The organism is Quyinboa sediminis (assembly GCF_042219855.1).
Taxonomy (GTDB): Bacteria; Bacteroidota; Bacteroidia; order Bacteroidales; family UBA5342; genus JBHJHP01.
Genome location: NZ_JBHJHP010000002.1, coordinates 303,030 through 324,892 on the forward strand (window position 1 = coordinate 303,030; position 21,863 = coordinate 324,892).

Consider the following 21,863-nt stretch of genomic DNA (forward strand, 5'->3'; position numbering starts at 1 on the left):
CCGAGATGAAAAGATTCATAAAATTACCTCTTTTAAGTGCCTTATTTATTCTTTTATTTTCATGCAGATCAACTAAGGATATTACGTTTTTTCAAAAGCTATCTAATGAAGAATATGAAATCTTATCAAATTCTGATGCCGTATATGATTACAAAATTCGTCCGTTAGACAATATTTATGTTAGTATTAAAACGTTAGATCCTGAAGTTAATCAACTTTTTAGTCCTTCCGGACAAGTTGGTGGTTATATGACCGGAACCCAACAAATGTACGGTGACCTTGTATCACAGTTTATTAATGGGTATCAGGTTGATTCAGCAGGTACTATAGTACTTCCAATCTTAGGAGACATTAAAGTTTCTGGACTGTCAATTGATGAAATCAAACAAAAAGTTCAGAAAATATCACTTGAGTATCTGAAAGAACCTATAGTAAGTGTTAAACTACTAAGTTTTAGAATTACTATTAACGGAGAGGTCAAAAACCCTGGAATCTATTATAATTATCAAGGGAAAATTAATATAATTGATGCAATCAGCCAAGCAGGAGGTATTACTGATAATGCATCCTTAAGTAATGTTTGCGTCTTTAGAAAATCAAATAATAGTGTGCGAACATATATCCTTGATCTTACCAATAAAAACGTATTAAAATCAGATGCATATTATCTATTTCCATCTGATGAAATCTATATTAAGCCCGGGCTAAACAAAAAGATTGATTTAAACCTTCAAACATATTCACTTTTTATAACTACAATCACAACACTTTTAGGTTTACAAATCCTTTACCAACCGACAAGATTCTAATTGTCTGATGGTTACTCCCATTTTAAAATAACTAAAAATACAAGAATGACAACTACATTAAGCACTAAACAAACAAACCAAAATTCGACAAATATTAGTCGGTATTTACGCAACTGGCCCTGGTTTTTCATTTTAGTTATGTTAGGAGCTGCAACAGGATTATTCTTATATAAGATTACTCCAACTGAGTTTCAGGTAGAAAGCAAAATTCTCATTAAAAGTGATAACAACCCATTAAACTCGAATATCACTATGGAGAATATCATCGGGAAACAAAGCTCTAATATGTCTAATCAAATTGAAGTTTTACAATCATTCACTAATTACAGAAAAGCAATAGCAAATTTAAACTGGACTACAGATTGGGAGAAAAAAGGTACCCTCTTAAATACAAAAATGTACAAAGATGTGCCTTTTGATGTCATAATTCCAATTGATGCACAAAATATTTATAACATTGATTTAAATTTGGAAGTACTAGATACTGAAAAGTATATATTAAGTGTAAAGGATAAAGGATATTTTAGAGGTGAAAAGACAAAAATTTCTTTTACTCAAAATGGTGAATTTGGGAAACCATTTATAAATGATTACTTTAATTTTATTTTATATAATAATACAAAAACCAGTTCTGGAGAGTATATATTTAATTTTAATAATCTTGATCAGCTGGCTAGAAGTTATTTACGAAGAGTGGAAGTAGAAATACCGAACCTAAATTCTGAGGTAATAAAACTTCAGGTAATTGGAAATATACCCCAGAAAGAATCAGATTTTTTAAATGAACTAAACAATGTATTTATTACTCTTGGTATTGAAGAGCAGGCAAAAAAATCTGAAAACTCAGTCAGTTTTATAAATGAACAACTAAATAAAGTCAAAGATTCTCTCTCAAAATCAGAAGAAATATTTAGTGATTATCGTCAGAAAAACAAAGTTATGGACCTAAGCCAGGAAGCTAACTTAATTTATCAAAAACTTGAAGATATTGAGAGTGAAAAACATGAAACAAGCTTAAAATTAAATTATTATGAGAATTTAAAAAAATATCTCAATGATTCTGAACGAATTAAACAAATAAGTTCACCCTCTATTGCAGGTATTGCAGATGACAACCTGAATTCTCTTCTTCAGAGATTAATGCAACTTTATAGTAGAAGAGAAGTATTATCATTTAGTGTAAAAGAAAACACTCCAAGTTATATCCTTTTGAATAAAGAAATCGACATAACGATAAATTCATTAGATGAAAATCTTAAAAACTTAATATCCAATACGAAGTCTGAAATTGTCGCAATTGATAGGCGATATAGTGAAATTCAGTCAAGGCTCGAGACGCTACCACAGACAGAAAAGGAATTAATAGGAATGCAGAGGAATTTTGAACTCAATAACAACATGTATAATTATTTGCTAAAGAAAAAGGCCGAGGCAGAATTATCTCAAGCTTCAACAACTCCCCTTGTACAGATAATTGATCCGGCATTACCACAGGCAAGTGAAGTAGTTGGTCCAAGTTTACTTAAAAATTTAGTAATATATATTGCGATAGGTTTCTTAATTCCTTTTTTATTCATTTTTATTTCAGAAAATCTAAATAATAAAATTTTATCGAGAGAGGAAGTTGAAACAAGAACTGAAATATCGGTTATTGATGGTATTATTAGTTCAAAGATAACTAATGAGCTACCAATACTTGAAAATCCAAGATCTGGTGTTACTGAATCCTTTAGATCATTGAGATTCAGCATTAAAAATTTCTTAGGCCATCCTGATAGAATGGTCGTTTCAGTTAATTCAATGTTACCAGGTGAAGGTAAAACCTTTATTTCATCCAACCTTGCTATCATATTTGCGATGAATAACAAAAAAGTACTTTTGATCGGTGCTGATATCAGAAAACCAAAACTCGAAAATTTATTCTTTAAAAATGATATTGATGAAGGTTTATCCGATTATTTAACCGGTAATGTTTCAATCTCAAAAATAATTTATAAAACCAAAGTTGAAAACATGGATTTAATACCAGCAGGTAAAGTACCAGAAAAACCTACTGAACTTCTCGAAAACGGTATGCTTGAAGATTTGATTGACCATTGTAAAGAATTATATGATGTGATTATTCTAGATAATGCACCTATTTCATTAGTTTCTGATGCACTAACAACCAGTCTTTATGCTGATTTAAACCTCTTTGTTTTAAGAATTAAGAACAGTAAAAGGAAATTAATACGAAAAATTGAAGAAGTTGTTGAGAGTAATAAAATTAAAAACGCAGGAATCATAATAAACGATTTACCTGTAAACGAATATTCCAAATCCTACATAAAAAAAGGATATGGTGAATATGTTTCCTAAATTACATTTTTATTAACATTTTGCAATTAGTATTTAAATAACATGTTTGTCATATCCAAATCTCTGAAATTTGTAGATAAATACTTAAATCAGGGCCACGAGAGAAGCATAAAAGCTAAAAAAAATATTATTGGTTCTCTCCTTATAAAAGGTGTAAGCATTATTATCAGCCTTTTAATGGTACCAATTGTCATTAATTACATTAATCCTACAAAATATGGTATCTGGTTAACCGTAAGTTCGATAGTTGGATGGTTTAGCTTTTTTGATATTGGTCTAACCCAAGGTTTACGTAACAAATTTGCGGAAGCTATAGCGCATAATGATTCCCAAAAGGCTAAAATCTATGTCAGTACGACATATGCGGTATTAGGTATTGTATTTTCTTCAGTCTGGCTCATTTTTATATTTGTAAATCAGTTCTTAGACTGGACTAGAATTCTCAATGTTGATGCAACCCTAAGAAGTGAAGTCACCATACTGGCCATAATTGTATTCACATACTTTTGTATCAGTTTTATTCTAAGAATAGTCTCAACCATAATCACAGCCAATCAGGAACCGGCAAAAGCCTCATTAATAACAGTCTTGGGACATGGTATAAGCCTACTAATTGTCTTGATTCTTACGCACATAACGCAAGGCTCACTGGTAAAACTTGGTTTAGCTTTGTGCTTATCCCCAATTGTAGTACTGGTTTTGGCAAATCTTTATTTTTTCAGAAAAGATTTAAACCTTTATCGTCCAAGCTTCCGATATGTTAATTTTAAATATGGGAAAGAGCTTTTTAATTTGGGGGTAAAATTCTTTGTTATTCAATTAGCTGGAATTATTCAATTTCAGACAGCAAACATAATTATAGCACAGTATTATGGACCATCTGAAGTCACTTCATACAATATTGTCTATAAATATTTTAGCGTCTTAAATATGCTGTTTACAATATTTCTGGCTCCATTTTGGTCAGCATCAACAGAAGCCTTTCTAAAAAAAGATATTGCCTGGATTAGAAACAGTATGAAAAAATACAATCATCTGAATATTATTTTAGCCATAGTTGGTATTTTAATGCTTATATTCTCACAAACCATTTACAAACTATGGCTTGGTGATGGGACGGTAAATATTAGCTTTACTCTTACTCTTTGGGGAATGTTATATTTTAATGTATTAGTTTTTGGTGGTAAATATGTGAATTTTCTAAATGGTATAAATGCATTAAAACTACAGTTTGTTTCAAGTATTCTAAGTCCAATAATCTATATAATAGTAGCCCTTTTTATGATCAATTACTTAAATAATGGAGTGCAATCACTGTATATTGCTGCAATAATAGCTAATTTCAATGCAATACTATTAGCCCCATTTCAATATTATATGATAATTATTAAGAAGAAAAGAGGAATCTGGTTAAAATAAATTATACATGAAAATAATTCAACTTCAGTATTCAACTAATTCGGCAGCAAGTTCAGCAATAAGACTTAATGATTTAATGAAAGAATATGGTATATGTTCAAAAATACTATCATTGCGACCAGATGATTACCCTTATGAAGATATTACTTATACCGGAATTAAAGAACGAATAATATCAAAAGCTAATTCTTATATTCATAACATCTTAGTGAAAAATCCAGAATCAAAAAACGGGAAGTTTACTCAGACATTTCTAGGCAGTAATGTTGCAGATTACGAAATTATTAAAAAATCTGATGTTATATACATACATTGGGTACTCGGTGGCTTTTTTAATTTAAATAGTTTTGCAAAAATTGCTGATTTAGGGAAACCAGTTGTAATATTTCTCCATGATATGTGGATGATTACTGGGGGCTGCCATCATAGCTTCGATTGTGAAAAATTTAAAACTTCTTGTTCTAAATGCCCAGTACTTGAATCAAGAAAAAGTAATGATTGGTCAAAGATCCAATTTAAGATGAAATTGAAACTTATATCTTCATATTCCAACTTATACTTCGTATCACCGAGTAAATGGTTGTTTGAAAAAGCTAAAGATTCAAAACTACTTCGTGAAAAAGAAATTTTTCATATCCCAAACATAGTACCTGAGAGTAATTTTAAACCTATAGATAAGAAAACTGCAAAATCGATCCTTAATATTGAACCTAATCAAAAGGTAATTTCATTTGGAGCAACATCTGTTGATAGTCCTTATAAAGGTTGGAAATATTTGAAGTCCGCCTTAAACCAATTAGCAAAAAAATACAAATATGAAGATATTACTCTACTCATTTTTGGTGCGGGATTAACAAAAGATGATATTAATACACTGCCATTTAAAACTATTTACCTAGGGAAATTGACAGATCGATTTTCAACACAAATAACGTATAATGCTGCAGACGTATTTGTTGCACCTTCCTTGGCAGATGTTGGTCCTATGACCGTAGTCGAAAGTCTAAAATGTGGAACACCCGTGGTTGGATTTAATATTGGTGGAATACCAGACGTATTAGTTCATAAAAGTAACGGTTACCTTGCCCAATACAAAAATCCATCAGATTTATCTGACGGGTTGGCATATTGCTTAACACATGTTTTATTTTCTAAAGCCAGTGAAGATTTTAGTGACGAAACAATAATAAAAAAGCATTTAGATTTAATCAAATACCTCATAAATAAAAATGCAAATTTCTAGTGGCAACATGACACAAAGTAATTTACTTTCAATGAAGTATTTTTGGTTTGGATTTCTAATCTACACCTTAGATTATACATTGATGATTAGTGGAATAACATTAAGCAATATAACAACTGTCTTACAGGTATTGGGGTTCGGACTCATGTTACTAACAGCTCCGAATATTTTTACACTCTCAAATAATAGTGCATATCTTAGAATTACCGTTACGCTATTCTTATCCTGGTCATTAATAATTCTTGTACGAGGGATTAACTTTAAATATGAATTTCTTAGAGAATTAATTACAGATGGGTCTTTAGGCATTCTGATGTATCTGACACCATTCTTTATTTTTCTTAATTTCAAAATTCGAAATATTAATATAATATCAAATCTTATTATATTATTGGGATTTTCTTATTTAATATTGATTTCTATCTCAGTTATGAGTATTATAAATCCGCTAAATATACAAGGACAAATTATTCTGGAATACCTTTCAAGATTTCTCATAATTCCTGTTACCTACATAATACTTACATATCCTTTTCAAACCAAAAAAAAGAAGGTTATTTCATTCATTTTTATTATAGTTGCTTTGGCCTTTGCAATAATACGAGCAAGAAGAGGGCTCATATTTAATCTTCTTCTCCCGGTGATATTTGCGTATATACTTAATGTAAAAAACAGTACAAAAAAAGTAAAACCAATAATAATCACTGTAATATTATTATCGCTTATATTAACTGTTCTCACAAAGATCTCAATAGATAAAAACAGTACATTATATCTTTTATCAGAAAGACTTTATCAAGATACCCGAACTCAGGTAGAACAATATTTCTATGATGACTTAACCGATCTTGAATTCTTTATTGGAAAAGGCATAAATGGAAAGTATTATTGTCCGATTGGATTAACTCCCGATGGGAAAAGGGCAGTTATTGAAACTGGATATTTACAGATCATACTTAACGGAGGGCTTATATGGCTAATCCTATTTGTTTTAATTGCAGTACCTGCTATCTTTTTAGGATTAAATAAATCAAACAATCAATTATCTAAAGCATCTGCGCTATGGGTGCTGATCTTTATACTTAATTCATATCCGTCCACAGTAACATCATTTAGTTTGAATTATGTTTTATTCTGGATCAGTATATCTATTTGCTATGACGCAAAGATAAGAGGCTTTACTGATGCTGAAATAAAAAATAACATTGCATTTTAATACCCAGATAAATGAACTATCCACGAATAAGCATTGTTACTCCATCTTTTAATCAAGGCGAACATCTTGAGCAAACAATATTATCAGTTATTAGTCAAAATTATCCTAATCTTGAATACGTCATCATCGATGGAGGTTCAACCGATAATAGTGTAGAAATAATCAAAAAATATGAATCATATCTATCTTATTGGGTTAGTGAAAAAGATGAAGGACAATATTATGCTATTAAAAAAGGTTTTAGTCATACCAAGGGTGAAATAATGGGATGGATAAATAGTTCCGATCTATTATATCCTTGGACATTGAATACACTTGCGATGTTGTTTAATGAATTTGACATAATCGAATGGGTTACAGGTCTCCCTACACACATTTCAGCGGGAACTGGACCTCAAAATGTATCACAACACAAATTCATAAACAAATATGATATCATTGGATTCAACCATAAATGGATACAGCAGGAATCTACTTTCTGGAGAAGAACTGTTTGGAATAAGGTTAATGGATTAGACCTTAATTTTAAATCCGCTGCAGATTTTAAATTGTGGATTGATTTTTTCAAGTACACAGATTTGTATTTTATGAATACTATTCTTGGATGCTTTAGATTTCATAATACAAGGAGGGGAGCTGAAAAAGTTTATGAACAGGAAGTTAATAATTTAATTACTGAACTAAGAAAAAATAATATAAGGGATAGAATAAAATCTGATTTTATAAAATATCTTACCCTTAATTCCTCATTATTAAAACGTAAACTTTCTCACAAAAAAACCTTTTCCTGGTATAGACATCCTGAGATATTTTATGACTTCACTTCTAATAGATGGAGAATAAAATAACGTAATATTAATTGAATGAATATATTTATACTTTCGTTAGGTTCCGGGCATCCGGATAGCGCAGCTCCTGCAATCAGACAGGCCCTTTTAGCAAGAGGAATGAATGAACTCGGTCATAACATAGACTTTTTTATTCTTTCAAACCATAAACCTGGCAAGACTTTCAAGACATATTTTGGAGTTAATTATCATTTTGTTAATGTTCATGAACGGGTTGGGAGATTTAATAAGTTATTCTATTACTTCAATGCAATATTTAAGACGAGAAAAGAGCTATATCGAAGAATAAAGGATAATAAAATAGACCTGATAATTATTTATCCCAACGATATCTTTATTTATCTATTTATTCATAAATTAGCAATTAGACATAAGGTTAAATCATTACATGAACGTACCGAACTACCATATACAGTGCTCCCCAAGACGCTAAGGCATAAACTTGAATATTATTTATACTTACAATTTATTCTGCCTAAGTATACAGCAGTTTCTGTAATTAATGATAAACTAGACCTATTTATAAAGAAGTACAATATTAATACTAAAAAGATACTGTCAGTAGTTGATCCAATTTTTTTCAAAGAATATCGAAAGACAGAATTTGATTTCCCGTATATTGCCTATTGTGGAAAAATGACGGGAAATAAAGATGGAGTCCCAGATCTTATAGATGCATTTAATTTGATGCACAAAAAATTCCCTGAGTTGAGATTAGTTCTAATTGGAGATAATTCTAATCAAGAAGAACTTGCTGAAATCCATCAGAAGATTAAAAACTTTTCGCTAAATGAACGAGTTATTTTTACAGGTATTGTTGAAAGAAGCAGAATGCCTGCATTATTAACTAAAGCAAAAATCCTTGCCGTTGCTAAACCCAATAATGAACAAAACTCCGGAAATTTTCCCATCAAACTCGGCGAATATCTCGCAACCGGGGTCCCGGTTGTAGTGACAAAAGTTGGCGAAATTCCTCAATTTATAACTGATGGCTACAATGGATTTCTGGTAGAACCAGACTCCCCAGAAGAATTTGGCAAGGCATTGGAACATGTTATGCTTAATAAAAAAGAATCAGATAATGTAGGGATAAAAGGAAAGCAATTAGCTTTAGAAATGTTTAATTATAAAAAACAAGCTAAAGAACTTATAAATTTTATTGAACAGAATTAAAATGCACAGTACAAGATTACTAATAGCAGGCGACATCTATCTAGGTAGAAAATTAGAAAAAATAGGAATTGAAGAACCCGATCTTCTCTTTGGAAGTAAAATAACGCAATTATTCTCTAATGAATCTTTTAATATTATAAACCTTGAAAGTTCTCTTAATAATTTAGAGGACCAATACAAAATTATTAAAACCGGACCTCATCTAAAAGCCAATCCATTAACGACCCATGCACTTAAAAGTATTAATATTGATTTAGTAACACTTGCCAACAATCATATATACGATTATGGAGCAGAAGGTCTAAAACATACTTTTAATGCACTTAATGACAATAATATTAAATACACCGGAGCTGGACTAAATCTTAAAGAAGCACAAAATATTTTTTACAAAAAAGTTAATAATTTAACTATTGCAATAATTAATATTGCTGAAAATGAGTGGTCAAATGCAACATTAAATTCAGGAGGTGCTAATCCTTTAGATATAATAGATAATACAAAACAAATAATTCATGCTAAAGCAAATGCTGACTTTGTAATTTTAATTATACATGGAGGACACGAGAATTACAAGTATCCTAGTCCCAGAATGATCAATCTGTATCGTTATTTCGCCGAACTTGGATCAGATGCGATTATATGTCATCATACCCATATCACCAGCGGTTATGAAATATATAAAAATGTTCCTATTTTTTATGGTATTGGGAACTTCCTATTTCATTCCAGTTCAAAACTACCTGGGTGGCATAATGGAATGGTTGTGGAATTAATACTTAATAAAACCCAAAGAATAGATTTCAATCTTTATCCATATGAGCAATGTAAAGATGCTTTGCACGTAGAATTGTTGAATCAAACACAAAAAAATGAATTTTTAGCTGAGGTTGATGAGATCAACCTTGCTATACAAAATGAAGAATTATTAAACCAAAAATTCAATTCTTTTGTTAAATCAAACGAGGAACTAATTCTCTCAATGTTTAGCACATCAAACATAATAAATAATAGATATTTTGAAGCACTAGTAAGAAGATTAAATATTCAAAAATATTTTCTACGAAAAAACCAATTAAAGTCAATTCTGAACTACATGCGATGCGAGTCTCACTACGATATAACTAATAAAATCATTATAAGTTATTTAAAATCTGAAATAAATTCATCAAAAACCTAAAATACCAACTATGAAAATTGCAATTCATGAAAGAAAAGGAAGTTTTAGTGATGGCTGGATTCAATATTGCAAAAAGAACAACATTGAATACAAACTGGTAAATTGCTATAATTATAACATTATTGAACTGTTGAAAGATTGTGATGGGTTAATGTGGCATTGGGATCAGAACGATTATAAGGCACCGCTATTTGCTAGACAGTTAACTATTTCATTATCCAAAATGGGATTAGAGGTGTTTCCCAATATTGATACGGTTTGGCATTTTGATGACAAACTGGGACAAAAATATCTTTTGGAATCGATAAATGCGCCATACGTTACGACATATGCATCATATTCAAAAAAATCAAGTCTGGAATGGGCAAATGAAACCTCATATCCAAAAGTGTTTAAGTTAAGAGGAGGTGCAAGTGGCATTAATGTTTTGAAAGTTGAAAATAGGAAACAGGCCAGAAGGTTAATTCATAAAGCATTCGGAAATGGATTTTCACATTATAATAAATGGATAAGAATTAAAGATCGTTTCTGGATTTTGAGAAGAGATAAAAACATTAAAGCTTTAAAATCGCTTTTTAGCAGTATCTTCAGGTATTTTTATCCTACTGAAGTCGAACGTTTTTCTACAAAAGAAAAAGGTTATGTGCTTTTTCAAGATTTCATCCCGAATAACACATATGATACTCGTCTCATTATAGTTGGGAATAGATGCTTTGGAACAAGAAGATATTGTCGTCCTGATGACTTCAGAGCTTCAGGGAGTGGTTTATATGATAATTCACCAGATATTTATAATAATGAAAGTATAAAAATTGCATTTGATATTGCCGATAAACTCGGGGCACAATCAATTGCGTATGATTTTCTTCTTCAAAATAATAAACCTGTCATTTGCGAGATTAGCTACATATATTGTAGAGATATAATTGCAAACTGCGATGGTTATTGGGATAGAGATTTAAACTGGCACAAAGCAGAAGTTAATGCAGAAAGGTTTATTATCGAAGATTTCATTAACAATATCAATAAATGAAAAAGTAATCTACTGCAAATTAACTCGTCTTTGTAAATAAAATGAAAGTTGCAATTCATCATACTTCCGGAAGTTTTAGTGACATTTGGTTAGATTATTGTAAAAACAATAATATTGACTACAAAATTGTCAACTGTCATGCAAATGATATAATAGACCAATTGAAAGATTGTCAAGGTTTAATGTGGCACTGGGATCAGAACTGTTATAAAGCTGCCATATTTGCGAGACAATTGACCTATTCCCTTGAAAAGATGGGAATAAAAGTATTTCCAAATATTAATACTTCCTGGCATCATGATGACAAAGTTGGACAAAAATATTTATTCGAATCAATTGGAGCCCCATTTGTTATGTCCTATACTTTTTATTCTAAAGAAGATGCTCTGTCCTGGCTGAATAAAACAACTTTCCCCAAAGTATTTAAATTAAGAGGAGGTGCTGGATCCGTAAATGTTAAGTTAGTAAATAATAAAACAGCAGCAACAAAACTTGTAAAAAAGGCTTTCAAAAAAGGCTTCTCTCATATTAATAAGACCTCACGATTTAAGGATAGGTATTGGGTACTGAAAAGAGATAAGAATATAAAAGCATTCAGAGGCCTTATTTCAGGCTTCTTTAGATTATTTATTCCAACTGAGTTAGAGAAATACTCACAAAATCATAAGGGTTACATATACTTTCAGGATTTTATTCCCGATAATGATTTTGATACAAGACTGGTTATTATTGGAGATAGATGCTATGGCATAATAAGGTATTGTCGGAAAGGCGATTTTAGGGCTTCCGGAAGCGGAATAAAGTCGTATGATCAGTCTTTATTTGATACTGATTGTATTAATATTGCATTTGAGACGTCAAAGAAGTTAAGTGCTCAATCTGTTGCTTTTGACTTCATAAAAGAAAAAAATCAATTTAAAATTGTTGAAATAAGTTACTGTTTTGTTACAACAAATTTCCCTGGATACTGGGATCGGAATCTAATTTGGCATTCTATTCCAGACTGTCCTCAAACTTATATGATTAAAAATTTCTTATCTTCAATTAAAGAAAAAGAATGAATAATCAATCTATGAAGAAAAAAAATAAGATTTTCATTGTTGGGGTAAATGGTTTTCCTTATGGAACTGCCAGAATTGAAAAACTTAAGATGATAGGTAAAAGTCTAAATACTGTTAACAATGATGTTCTTTTTCTTTGCAATTCTTGGGGTTCCTCTAAATCAGAACAGATCAAAAAAAATGGTGTACATGAAGGTATGTCATATATGTATACTGGTGGAACAATAGTTCGCCCCAAGTATTTTTTTAATAGACGAATTGCTAAATTTAAGGGTAACTTTAATGAAATTTCTTATCTGCTTACTCATAAATGTGATGCATTAATTATTAGCGTTATTTCAGGTATGTTTTTACCTATATTCAAATATTGGATAATTTCAAGAATTAAAGGTTATAAAGTATATTATCCTCATCATGAAGAAGAAGAAGTATCACTAAAAAATAAAAACATCATTTTCCGTTTAAATCTTTATCTCTTTAAAAGGTATGCATATAAACTTTTAGACGGAGTATTCCCTATTAGTATGTATCTTGAAAGACAGATTTTTAATTCTAATAACAAGATTAGAATCCTACGTTTACCCCCAATGACTGATTTTGAATTTTTTGAAAAAGTCAGACAAAAATATCATTCAAAGTCAAATAATAAATACTTTCTGTATTGTGGTTCAATGGCATATTATGATGTAATTGAATTTATTATTAATTCCTTTGAACTACTTAATAACCAAGAGTATAAATTAATCCTGATTAGTTCTGGTTGTGAAATTAAGGCTAAAAAACTGGAGCACCGAATTAATATTTCTACGAAATCAAATTTAATTAGATTTTACAAATACCTTGACTATGAAGACTTGGCTATTAAATATATTGAAGCATGTGCACTACTTATACCATTACGAAATAATGTTCAGGATATAGCTAGGTTTCCTCATAAAATTAGTGAGTATACAGCAAGTAAGACTCCTTTAATATCAACAAATCTGGGAGAAATGCAAGTGTTCTTTAAACATTTCGAAAATGCCCTTTTAGCAGATCAATATGACCCAAATGAGTTTGCAGGATTAATGAAATTTGTAATTAATAACCCAACAAAAGCAAAAGAGATTGGTTTAAATGGTTTTGAAATTGGTAAAGAGCATTTTGACTACAAAAGCTATGGGGATAAATTAACTCATTTTATGTCACTTAAGTAACTTTTATATGAAACCTTTTTCTTCTGAAAATAAAATATATTTCCTCATCAAAGATTTATCCCCAGGTGGAGCAGAAAAAGTATGCGTAATGCTATATAATATACTGATAAAAAAGGGATTAAATATAACCTTGGTCGCATTGAATTTAAAAAATAAAACCCTTTTTAACCGCTTAGATGAAAATGCAAAAGTAATTGACATAAATGTAAATTCTGTAAGAAAATCTATATGGCCTCTATTAAAAATAATTATTAAGAATAAACCTGATCTGATATTATCATTTCATATTGAACCGTGTATTGTGATTTCAATTTTAAAGAATCTTTTAAGACTGCGCACCACAATTGTACTAAGAAGCATCAATACGTTATCACATGCATATAACAACCCGACAAGGCTGATTGATAAATACTTGGTTTTTCCTCTTCTTAAAACCCAACTTCAAAAAATGAATCTAATAATTGCTCAGTCTACAGGCATGCAAGAAGACCTTATAATGAATTTTAACATATCCAACCAAAAGATTATAACTATCTTCAATCCATCAGTTCTTACCAGTAATAATCCATCAAAATTACCTAAATCTCCCACAGGAGTAGAGTTTACTTTCATTGGGAGATTGGAAACTCAAAAAGGGTTATACGATTTAATTGAAATTTTTGATAATGTAATTAGGATTAACTCAGAAGTTAAACTAAACATATTAGGGACTGGTTCTCTTTACAATGACCTTCAGAATATAATAAGACAACGTAATCTATCCCGTAATATAAGATTATTGGGATATACAGAAAACGTTGGACCTTATATTATGAAGTCAAAAGCAGTTGTTCTTACCTCTTTATATGAAGGATTTCCAAACGTATTGGTAGAATCAATCGCATTGGGAACGCCAGTTATATCTTACGATTGTCCTAGCGGACCTTCTGATATAATAATCAATACTGTAAATGGTATTCTGGTACCTTATTTGGATCAAGCCAAATTTAGCAAAGCTGTTATTAAAGTTGTTAACAATGAAATAAAGTTTGATAGGGATATCGTCCTATCGACTTCAGAAAGATTTCAAATTAATGACATCAGTAAACAATACTACGATGTTCTGACTTGCAAATATAATTAGCTTAAAAATAATGATGAAAAAAACTAGGATCGCAGTCATAGCAACATCACCCAAAACAAGAGGGGGAATAACGTCTGTAATAAAGTCTCATCAGAAAGGTGAATTCTGGAGGAAATACAATATTGTCTGGATCCCAACGCATATTGATCGAAGTATTATAAGAAAGATTCTAGTGCTAATATTGGGTATTTTAAAATTCCTTTTCTATTTAACAACTATTGAATTAATCCATGTACACCTGACATTAGTAAATTCTGCCAAGCGGAAATCCATATTTATAAATATTGCCAAAAGGTTTAACAAAAAAATCATCATCCATTTCCATCCTCCAGGGCATAATCCTGAACATTTGAAAAATGGTCTTCGTGAGTACTATTCCCATTTATTTTTGAAGGCTGATCGGATAATTGTATTATCTAATTATTGGAAAACCTGGTTAGCAGATGAATTAAATATAAATAATAAAGTAGAAGTAGTATATAATCCATGTTCAAAATTACATTATACAATAACTGAGAAACAAAAAGAAAAGATTATATTATTTGCAGGATCACTAATTCAACGGAAAGGTTACATGGATTTAATAAATGCTTTCTCAACAATATCTACGCAACATCCTGACTGGAGAATTGTGTTTGCTGGAAACGGTGAAATAGATAAAGCACAAGAACTAGCTAAAGAAAGAAAGATCATTAATAAGATAGAATGTACAGGTTGGATTAAAGGACCTGATCTTCAACAATTATTCATTAATGCTTCAATTTTTTGTCTTCCTAGTTACGGAGAAGGTTTTCCTATGGCAATACTGGATGCATGGTCTTACGGATTACCCGTTATCTCAACAAAAGTTGGAGGTTTATGTGATGTATTAAATGACGGGGTTAATGCATTAACCTTCAACCCTGGAGATATAAAAACACTTGCAGATCAACTGAATAAAATGATTTCAGATAAAGAGTTACGAAAAAGCATTGCAGAAGAGTCTGTAAGGTTAGCCGAAAATGATTTTAATTTGGTCAATATTAACAAGAAAATTGGTTCCATTTATGACCATTTGTTAAATGATGGCTTATGAAAGTTTTAATTAATGCATATGCAATAAGTCCCAATAAAGGCTCTGAACCAGGCATGGGATGGAACTGGATAGTCGAACTTTCAAAAATACACAATTTATATATTATTACTGAATCAGAGTTTAAAACAGAAATAGAAAGTAAAATTGTCTCCCTTCAACAAAAAGATAATCTAAATTTTTATTTCATCGATATAGGACTAAAAGCCAGAAAAATGTGTTGGAACCAAGGAGATTGGAGGTTTTATTTTCATTATCACGCTTGGCAAAAAAGAGCACTTCAAATGGCCAAACAAATTATACAACTTAATCAAATCGACGTAATTCATCAACTTAATATGGTTGGCTACAGAGAACCTGGATTACTTTGGAAGATTAATGGAATTCCCAAAATATGGGGCCCAGTTGGAGGTTTCGGTGGTGTTAAACTATCGTCATTGAATTCGACAATTGAACGACATATATTTAAGCAGTTAATAAAAAATGTTCTGAATAAATTTCAGATAAAACTGCCATACATTCAAAAGGCTATAAACAATTATGATGCGATTGTTGCATGCAATTCTTTAGCAAGTAAAGAACTTTCAAAATATAAGAAAAAGAGAATACCGGTTATTCATGAAGTTGGAACGAGAACAATTCATAATCAAATAAAGTCTTACAAGCAAAATCAAACATTAAATCTTATCTGGATTGGAAGAAACATTCCAACTAAAGGTCTTAATATAGCCATTAAAGTTATGAAGAAACTAAAAGATTATAACATTAGACTTAAAGTAATTGGTGTTTCTGAAAATACTATATCTGAACATTCTGAAAATATTGAATACCATTCATGGGTAGAGCATAAAAAAGTAAAAGAATATATTCTTGAATCTCATCTTCTGTTTTTTACAAGTGTATTTGAAGCAACTGGAACAGTTGTTCTCGAAGCTCTATCAAATGGGTTACCAGTAATTTGCCATGATACTTGTGGACAAGGTGATATTATTGACAATACTTGCGGAATTAAAATACCATTAAATAATTTTACAAAAAGTGTAAAAGATTTCGAAGATGTCTTGCTAAATGTTTATCAGAATCCTCAATTAATAAATGCTTTGTCAATCGGGGCTCTTAATAAAGCATCTGAATTGACGTGGAGTAATAATTCAAAAAAAATGAAATATCTCTATGAGGAAATAATCTCAAATCAATCTTAATTGCATGACTTTAAAATCATTAGATTTACTTGGCTATCCAGTTTTTATCGAAAAGGTAGATCAAATACCTTTCAATGAAAAAATTACGATCAATACATTAAACGCACATTCTTATAGAATTGCAAAAAAGGATTTACTTTTTAGCAAAGCTTTAAAATCATCAGATATATTATTACCAGATGGCATAAGTATTGCCCATGGAATAAATATATTTTATAAAAAGGTAAAAATTAGAAAAATTGCTGGATATGACGCTTTTCTTTATCTGTTAAATGTTTTAAATGGCAATCATGAAAACTGTTTTTTCCTAGGTTCTACTGAAACTACCTTAAATTTATTAAAGGAAAAAGTAGCATCAAATTACCCAAATATAAAGATCGCTACTTTTTCACCTCCTTATAAAGCAGAATTCTCAAGAGAAGATAATGATTTAATGATAAACTCAATAAATAAAGTAAATCCCAAAGTCCTATTTATTGGAATGACAGCTCCAAAACAGGAAAAATGGGGTTATATTCACAGAGATGAATTATCTGCACAAATTGTTTGCAGCATAGGTGCTGTATTTGATTTTTATGCGGGAACAGTAAAGAGACCCAATAAGATTATTATCAAGTTAAACCTAGAATGGCTTGGGAGGTTAGTCAAGGAACCTAGAAGAATGTGGAGGAGATATCTACTCTCGACCCCTATATACTTTGTCGACCTTTATTTATCTGTATTAAGAGGAATTTTAAGACCAAAACGATAAATCATGTGCGGTATTGTTGGCATTATAAATAAATCAAAAAAGTCTGCTGACGAGTCATTACTTCGGAAAATGGCCGATAAAATTGCTCACCGTGGGCCGGACGACGAAGGATATAATATTTCCAATAACGTTGGCCTAGGACATAAACGATTGTCAATTATTGATCTTAAAAGTGGCCACCAACCGATGGCATGCAAGGAAAATACAATTGTTTTCAATGGTGAAATATACAACTACATTGAGTTAAGAGAATCACTAAAAAACCAGGGATATCAGTTCGAAACTGATTCTGATACGGAAGTTATTCTAAAATCATACGAGGCATACGGCGCTGATTGCCTGAATTATCTGAACGGAATGTTTGCTTTTGTGATTTATGACAATAAGGCGTCAAAAGTATTTATCGCGCGTGATCACTTTGGTATAAAACCACTTTACTATTTCAATTCAGATGAACACTTTCTGTTTGGTTCAGAAATTAAAGCTTTGTTGGCACATCCGGCTGTACATGCAAAACCAAACGATGATTCTTTACAGGAGTATCTGACTTTTCAATTTGTGATGGGGCAGAATACAATGTTTGACAGCATTTATAAAATATTGCCCGGACATTACATGGTAATTGACCTTCAAAATTATGATGCTCATCAGATTTGTTATTGGGAACCACATTTTGAAGTAGACGAACATCATACAGAACTTTATTTTGTGGAAGAACTGAGAAGTCTTCTGGAGGATACTATAAAGATTCAGTTGAGAAGTGATGTCCCCCTGGGAACATATCTGAGCGGAGGAATGGATTCCTCAATTGTAACACTCTTAGCATCGAAGTATTACGATGGGAGACTAAAAACATTCACAGGAGCTTTCAGGGAAGGCAAGGATTTTGATGAAACATATTATGCAAAAGAAGTTTCAAAAGCAGTAAATGGAAACTACTTTGAAATCTTCCCTACTCAACATGATTTTACAGATACCCTTACGAAACTAATATATCAGTTAGATGAACCTGTTGCAGGCCCGGGTATTTTCCCGCAGTACATGGTTTCCAAACTTGCCAAAGAGAATGTAACAGTTGTATTAGGCGGACAGGGTGGTGATGAAATTTTTGGTGGATACGCACGATATATGATAGCCTATTTTGAGCAGGCAGTTAAAGGAGCCATGTTTGAATCAACAGAAGAAGGTGAACACATCGTTTCTCTTGAATCAATAATTCCAAATCTGCCATACATACACAGATATGTGCCAATGATGCGGGAATTCTGGGAAAAAGGAGCTTTTGATCCCATGGATCGACGGTATTTTCATTTGCTTGACCGAAGTGGAAGTAGCTTATCATATTTCACTGAAGACTTTCAGCAGACCTATAATAAAGAATCGGTCTTTGAACGGTTTCAGAAGATTTTTAATCACCCTGACACCAAATCTTATTACAACAAGATGACCCATTTCGATATGTTTGGCAGCCTGTTAGGTCTTCTGCAGGTGGAAGACAGGGTTAGTATGTCTGTTTCCCTTGAATCGAGGGTCCCACTGCTTGACAGAAGAATTGTTGATCTGGTGGCTAAAATGCCACCGGCAATGAAATATAAAGGAGCCGGAATGAAATATTTATTAAAAAAAGCAACTCAGGATATTTTACCGGAACCTATTTTAAACAGAAAAGATAAAATGGGCTTCCCTGTTCCACTTCATTTATGGGCAAAAAACGGCGCCTCTGATTTTATTCGCGATATTTTGCTTTCTAAGAAAAGTAGGGAGAGAGGGATTTTTGACCACGCCAATATTGAAGATTTAATTGCATCTGAACGATCATTTGGCCGTTCGCTTTGGGGATTATTATCACTTGAATTATGGTTTAATACCTATATTGATAATTAATGTTGAATTATTAAATCGCTGCAATTGTAGAATATTGAAATGTTAGAATGTTAATTTGTTGAAATGTTGAAGAATTAAAGACTGATATTGAATATTATATCAAAAAGATAACCCTTTAAACCTAAAATTATGTCAACGATAAAAAATTTTGAAGATTTAACAATCTGGAAAGATTCCCGGAATCTGGTAAAAACAATTTATTCATCATTTCAAATGATAAAGGATTTTGGATACAAAGATCAAATTCAAAGAGCGTCAATCTCAATTATGAACAATATTGCTGAAGGATTTGAAAGAGATTCTAATAAAGAATTTATTCGATATCTGTATATTTCAAAAGCATCATGCGGGGAAGTTAGAAGTATGCTTTATGTAGCTAAGGATTTGGCATATTTAGGTAATGATCAAACAGATAATTTACAGAAATCGTGTAGAAAAATTGCAATTAGCACTAATAAAATGATTGAATATCTAAAAACAACATTAAAACATTAAAACGCTTGTACATTTAAACATTTATATATGAAAGACTGGAAAGTTGAAAAAATAGGAGTTGTTGGTCCGGGTATCGTAGGTATGCCCATGGCAGCTCTTCTGGCTAATGCTAAAATAAAAATTGGTACAGATACACCGGCTAAAGTTGTTGTAATCCAACGTAATTCTAAAAATTCCGGATGGAAGGTTGATGCTATCAATTCCGGAAAATCAGTAATTGGAGGAATAGAACCGGGATTAAATGATATTGTAGAAAAAAGTGTTAAAGAAGGAATTCTGAGTGCTTCGTATGACTTTAATGATATTGCAGATGCTGATATGATATTAGTATCTATTCAAACTGACAAAAAAGGCCTTGAACCGGATTACGGCCCCATGTTTGGTGGTTTAACCAGTCTGGCTGAAGCGCTCCAAAACAAACCTGCACATAAAAAACCAATCATTGTTTTTGAATCTACTTTAGCACCATCATCCATGATGACTGTCATGAAGGATCACTTTGCAAAATTTGGTTTAATCGAAGGAAAGGATATTCTTTTGGGAAACAGTCCTAACCGTGTCATGCCGGGAAGACTTGTAGAGCGCGTTGCAGCTTCAGATAAATTAATCGGAGGACTTCAACCGGAAACGCCTCAGATGATTAAAAAAGTTTATTCGCACATTGTAAAGAATGGCACATTATTTACGACTAACAGCCTGACTGCAGAGATTGAAAAAACACTTGAAAATGCGTACAGAGACGTAAGAATTGCTTTCTCTGCGGAAATGGTAAGATATTGCGACAATCATAATATCGACTTTTTCAGATTAAGAGATAGTATTAATGAACGCCTTTCGCAATCGGATAATGCTACTACTGATCCAAATGCAGTTCCTTCAGGCGGTTTGTTGATTCCAATGATTGGTGTTGGAGGACATTGTCTGCCCAAAGACGGCATCCTACTTTGGTGGAGAAAAATTGAAAAAGAGCAAAATACGACCAATAGTCTGATTGTGGGTTCAAGAGCCATAAACGATGAAGCACCTTTAAAGAGTATTGAACTGGCAGAAAGAACATTTGGATCATTGGACAATAAGAAAATAGCCCTTTTAGGTGCTGCTTATCGCTTTAATTCTGAAGATACAAGGAACTCTCCCTCTCTTGAACTGGCTAAACTTCTGATCGAAAAAGGTTGTGATGTAACAATACATGACCCATTTGTAAAGCCCGAGGATCAAAACATTATGAAATATGGATTCGAAAGTATTTTTACCAATGACTTAAATGCAGCATTGAAGAATACCGAATTTACCTTTTTATGCACTTCGCATAAGTATTATCTTGATCATGAAGATGAAATATTAAGTAATAAATCAAACAAAGGAATTTTTGACGGATGTAACATTTATCATGCTGATATTGTTAACAAAATCAAAGTTCCGTATTGCGGTATTGGAAGAGGTAAAGAGGAACCATCAGAAGAATTTACCAGGTTTGTATATGACAGCTTTATAGCATGTGAAAAAGGCGTTGCAAATGAAGTAAAATCTTTGATAGAATTTTTCAATTGGAAATACGCCGAAACAGACTTTAATAAAGCGAAATTTGAAGATGTACAACATCTGGCATCTACCTGTTCCACAGGTTGTGAAATAGTTAATCCCGGTAAAATTGAAGAAATTTATTCTTTCAATGGATTTCAGTCAAAACTTGTTGAGTATGCATTTAATGCACAAAATAAAGAAGTTCTGGCTTAACGTCATTGCGAGAAGGAGGAACGACGACGAAGCAATCTCTTGCACAATGAAACTAACTTAAAT

Annotated in this window: 18 protein-coding genes; all 18 read left to right on the plus strand. The window is 31.6% G+C overall.

The genetic code is table 11. The features are described 5' to 3' along the window. Positions 1-5: 5 nt before the first annotated feature. Positions 6-809: a polysaccharide biosynthesis/export family protein gene (locus ACE1EF_RS06445; RefSeq protein WP_375719810.1), complete on the plus strand. Its 804-nt coding sequence runs from the start codon at positions 6-8 to the stop codon at positions 807-809. 45 nt (positions 810-854) lie between these two features. Next, on the plus strand, positions 855-3,167 hold the full coding sequence (locus tag ACE1EF_RS06450) for a GumC family protein (RefSeq protein ID WP_375719811.1): 2,313 nt from the start codon (positions 855-857) through the stop codon (positions 3,165-3,167). 42 nt (positions 3,168-3,209) lie between these two features. Continuing rightward, entirely contained in the window at positions 3,210-4,586 is a 1,377-nt protein-coding gene (locus ACE1EF_RS06455) for an MATE family efflux transporter (protein WP_375719812.1), read from the plus strand. Between the two features lie 7 nt (positions 4,587-4,593). Further along, positions 4,594-5,829: a glycosyltransferase gene (locus tag ACE1EF_RS06460; RefSeq protein ID WP_375719813.1), complete on the plus strand. Its 1,236-nt coding sequence runs from the start codon at positions 4,594-4,596 to the stop codon at positions 5,827-5,829. A 31-nt stretch (positions 5,830-5,860) separates the two neighbouring features. Further along, positions 5,861-7,045 carry an O-antigen polymerase gene (locus tag ACE1EF_RS06465; RefSeq protein ID WP_375719814.1) on the plus strand — a complete coding sequence of 395 codons (1,185 nt, stop codon included), beginning with the start codon at positions 5,861-5,863 and terminating at the stop codon, positions 7,043-7,045. Between the two features lie 11 nt (positions 7,046-7,056). Continuing rightward, positions 7,057-7,893, plus strand: a complete 837-nt coding sequence (locus ACE1EF_RS06470; RefSeq protein WP_375719815.1) for a glycosyltransferase family 2 protein — start codon at positions 7,057-7,059, stop codon at positions 7,891-7,893. Between the two features lie 15 nt (positions 7,894-7,908). Next, entirely contained in the window at positions 7,909-9,066 is a 1,158-nt protein-coding gene (locus ACE1EF_RS06475) for a glycosyltransferase family 4 protein (RefSeq protein ID WP_375719816.1), read from the plus strand. Position 9,067: 1 nt separating this feature from the next. Further along, a complete protein-coding gene (locus ACE1EF_RS06480) occupies positions 9,068-10,246 on the plus strand; it encodes a CapA family protein (protein WP_375719817.1) in 1,179 nt (392 codons plus the stop codon). Positions 10,247-10,256: 10 nt separating this feature from the next. Next, positions 10,257-11,279, plus strand: a complete 1,023-nt coding sequence (locus ACE1EF_RS06485; RefSeq protein ID WP_375719818.1) for an ATP-grasp domain-containing protein — start codon at positions 10,257-10,259, stop codon at positions 11,277-11,279. A 41-nt stretch (positions 11,280-11,320) separates the two neighbouring features. Further along, positions 11,321-12,340, plus strand: coding sequence for an ATP-grasp domain-containing protein (locus tag ACE1EF_RS06490; protein ID WP_375719819.1), 1,020 nt, complete (start codon positions 11,321-11,323; stop codon positions 12,338-12,340). 11 nt (positions 12,341-12,351) lie between these two features. Next, complete coding sequence (locus ACE1EF_RS06495) at positions 12,352-13,536, plus strand: glycosyltransferase (protein ID WP_375719820.1); 1,185 nt, start codon at positions 12,352-12,354, stop codon at positions 13,534-13,536. Positions 13,537-13,543: 7 nt separating this feature from the next. Then, positions 13,544-14,659 carry a glycosyltransferase gene (locus tag ACE1EF_RS06500; RefSeq protein ID WP_375719821.1) on the plus strand — a complete coding sequence of 372 codons (1,116 nt, stop codon included), beginning with the start codon at positions 13,544-13,546 and terminating at the stop codon, positions 14,657-14,659. 10 nt (positions 14,660-14,669) lie between these two features. After that, complete coding sequence (locus tag ACE1EF_RS06505; protein ID WP_375719822.1) at positions 14,670-15,734, plus strand: glycosyltransferase family 4 protein; 1,065 nt, start codon at positions 14,670-14,672, stop codon at positions 15,732-15,734. Beyond that, on the plus strand, positions 15,731-16,933 hold the full coding sequence (locus ACE1EF_RS06510; protein WP_375719823.1) for a glycosyltransferase family 4 protein: 1,203 nt from the start codon (positions 15,731-15,733) through the stop codon (positions 16,931-16,933). The genes ACE1EF_RS06505 and ACE1EF_RS06510 overlap by 4 nt, the downstream gene beginning before the upstream one ends. A gap of 4 nt (positions 16,934-16,937) precedes the next feature. Continuing rightward, complete coding sequence (locus ACE1EF_RS06515) at positions 16,938-17,684, plus strand: WecB/TagA/CpsF family glycosyltransferase (RefSeq protein WP_375719824.1); 747 nt, start codon at positions 16,938-16,940, stop codon at positions 17,682-17,684. Positions 17,685-17,687: 3 nt separating this feature from the next. Next, positions 17,688-19,568, plus strand: a complete 1,881-nt coding sequence (gene asnB / locus ACE1EF_RS06520; protein WP_375719825.1) for an asparagine synthase (glutamine-hydrolyzing) — start codon at positions 17,688-17,690, stop codon at positions 19,566-19,568. A gap of 129 nt (positions 19,569-19,697) precedes the next feature. After that, entirely contained in the window at positions 19,698-20,063 is a 366-nt protein-coding gene (locus ACE1EF_RS06525; RefSeq protein ID WP_375719826.1) for a four helix bundle protein, read from the plus strand. A gap of 27 nt (positions 20,064-20,090) precedes the next feature. After that, positions 20,091-21,800 carry a nucleotide sugar dehydrogenase gene (locus tag ACE1EF_RS06530; RefSeq protein WP_375719827.1) on the plus strand — a complete coding sequence of 570 codons (1,710 nt, stop codon included), beginning with the start codon at positions 20,091-20,093 and terminating at the stop codon, positions 21,798-21,800. Positions 21,801-21,863: the final 63 nt, after the last annotated feature.